Genomic DNA, 2,275 nt, shown 5'->3' with positions numbered 1-2,275 from the left:
GGGTCGACTCGAGCGCCACGCCGAGCCCGTCTGCGGCGGCGGCCAGGGCCAAAAAGCTCCGGTCGAAGCGGATCGCGGCAGTGGGCGGCGCGGCCAGCCGGTTGCGCTCGAACCAATGGGTCCAGCGCACCTGCTTGTTGTCGCTCTGGATCAACGTCTGCGCGAACAGGTCGGCGGGGCCGGCGATCCGGGCGGCACGCTCGGGATCGCAGAGCGGCGTCACCGTCTCGAGCCCGAGCGGCATGCGGACGAGGCCTTCGCCCCGGGGTGGCCCGTAGACGATGTCGGCGTCGAACTCGTCGGTGATGAAGCGGGCGTAGTCCATGCCGGCGGCCAGCCGAACCTCGAAGCCCGGATGCTCGCTGAGGAAACGCGCCAGCCGCGGGACGAGCCACTGCGCGGCGAAGCTAGGGGCGCAGTGCAGGCGCAGCAATTGCGGCCCGCGGTTCGCCACGAGGTCGAGGCCGCGGTTCAGCTCCGCGAAGGCCCGGCCGACATGGTCGCACAGGGCCTCCCCGGCCGGGGTCGGCGTGATGCCTTGCCCGTTGCGCTCGAACAGGGCGACGCCGAGCGTCTCCTCCATCTTGCGGACGGCGTGGCTGACCGCGCTCGGCGACAGGTTCAGCTCGCCCGCCGCCGCCTTGAACGAGCGCCGCCGCGCGGCGGCCTCGAAGATCCGGACGGCGGACAGGGGGACGGGCGGACGCATCCGCGGCAGGATGGTCCGGCAATGACGGCGCTGGCAATGGCCGAAGGATCTTTGCGGACCTTCAGGTGGGCCCGCGCTGCGATGAGCCGGCTTCAGGCCGCCAGCGCCGCCTGCCCATCGCGGCCATGGGCCTGATCCATGATCTCGCCGACCCGTTCGCCGACGGCGATCGCGATGCCCGCCGAGGCGGGACCCTCCGAGCCCTGCTGGCAGATCCGGGTGAGGACGTCGGTGACGCGCTGTTCCATGACGGCGAGGATGGCCGCAGCCGCCGCGGGCTGGGCCCCGCGGAGCACGGCCGCGAGGTCGCAATAGGCGTCCTGGAGGAGCCGCAGGGTCAGGCGATCGACAGCCTGCTCGTCTTCAGCCTTCAAGGCACCCATGCCACGCCTCCCTCGGGTCGCTCGCTGCAACTTGGGGACGACACGTTAACGGCGCGTAAACCGGCAGGACCTTCGGAAGCCGTCGGCTAACCATGCCCCGCGCGGCGTCGCAGGCTCAGCAGCCCGAGCAGATCCCGCTCGCGGCCGCGTGGCCGCCCTTCAGGAGACGCTCCATCGCCGCGTCGCGGTCGTAGGTCTGCGCCGGGATCGTCGACGGGGCCGACCGGCCCGCCGCCAGGACCGGCGGCCTCAGGAGGTCGGCGGGGCGCAACGCCTCCCAAGCCAGGCGGCTGCGCCGGGACGAGTCCAGGGCCGCGCCCGGGTTCAGGCCCCGCGGCTCGAACGCCGGGACCGGGATCGTCATGGTCCCCGGTATGACGATGCGCGGCAGGGCGGCGACCGCCTCGGCGGGGGCCTCCGGGGTTGCGACCACCGGCACCGCGGCGACGGACGCCGGGGTGCGCGGCAACGCGCTGTAGGCCGTCGGCACGTTCGGCAGGCGCGAGCACGCTCCCGCCGACAGCAGCATGCCTAGGACCGCAATCCGCTTAACATTGATCATGATCGCCCTGATGCGATGCCGCAGCCCTAATCACCGCCGTAGGACCCTATGTTAACCACGGATTAAGCCATATGTCCAACCCACATGGCCAATTGAGACTTCTAAATAAATAAACAATACTTGTAGATAACGGGAAATCACGCGATAATCTTGGTCCGCTCAACCCGTCCGGACGGAAGCATCGCCGGCAGGGCCGGTCCAAGACCGGGCTCGCGACCTGCGTATTGAATACCGACTCTTCAAGAAAACGGTTTGCTCGGCGGCGCCCGCACGGCAACGAGAAGCTTGGCGGCTCCGGACAGCCGCCGAGATGGGTCATGAAGAGCGTTGCACATTCCCTGATGGCGGCGCTTGCTGCTTTCACCGTCCTGTCGCCGTCGATCGTTGCGGCCGTTCCCGCGGGCCGAAGCGCGGAACAACCCCGCCCGCCGGTCGATCGCAGCGCGCTCATCGCGGAGCGACAGCAACAGAGGTGGCAGCAGCTTTCGGGCTCGATCTGCACCGGCTGCATCACGGTGGCCAACCGCGTCGCGCCGGTCAGCTACGACAAGCCGAGCCTGGTCGAGCTGGCGCAGCGCCCGACCCGCCTCGCGACGGCCTCGGGGCGGCCTCGGGCGAAGG

General features: G+C 70.2%; 4 protein-coding genes. 1 reads left to right on the top strand and 3 read right to left on the bottom strand.

Translation table 11 applies throughout. The features are described 5' to 3' along the window. The 3 genes from FV228_RS27190 to FV228_RS27180 all read right to left on the bottom strand — a co-directional run. The coding region (locus FV228_RS27190) for a LysR family transcriptional regulator (protein ID WP_147857361.1) at positions 1-709 on the bottom strand (709 nt) is incomplete at its 3' end. Positions 710-801: 92 nt separating this feature from the next. Then, complete coding sequence (locus FV228_RS27185) at positions 802-1,092, bottom strand: hypothetical protein (RefSeq protein WP_147857360.1); 291 nt, start codon at positions 1,090-1,092, stop codon at positions 802-804. Positions 1,093-1,207: 115 nt separating this feature from the next. Beyond that, positions 1,208-1,621, bottom strand: coding sequence for a hypothetical protein (locus FV228_RS27180; RefSeq protein WP_147857359.1), 414 nt, complete (start codon positions 1,619-1,621; stop codon positions 1,208-1,210). Between the two features lie 257 nt (positions 1,622-1,878). On the opposite strand from FV228_RS27180, the gene FV228_RS27175 reads away from it, so the two are divergent. Continuing rightward, positions 1,879-2,275 (top strand): hypothetical protein (locus FV228_RS27175; protein ID WP_187277937.1); only part of this gene is annotated, 397 nt, incomplete at its 3' end.

It is taken from the genome of Methylobacterium sp. WL18, from assembly GCF_008040015.1.
GTDB classification, from domain to species: domain Bacteria; phylum Pseudomonadota; class Alphaproteobacteria; order Rhizobiales; family Beijerinckiaceae; genus Methylobacterium; species Methylobacterium mesophilicum.
The sequence above is the reverse complement of the archived record's forward strand: the minus strand, read 5'-3'. Positions and strand labels throughout refer to the sequence as shown.

What these genes read in the sequence shown, in the direction of transcription:
- FV228_RS27185 (WP_147857360.1), bottom strand. Translation starts at nt 1,092, where the DNA reads ATGGGTGCCTTGAAGGCTGAAGACGAGCAGGCTGTCGATCGCCTGACC.
- FV228_RS27180 (WP_147857359.1), bottom strand. Translation starts at nt 1,621, where the DNA reads ATGCTGCTGTCGGCGGGAGCGTGCTCGCGCCTGCCGAACGTGCCGACG.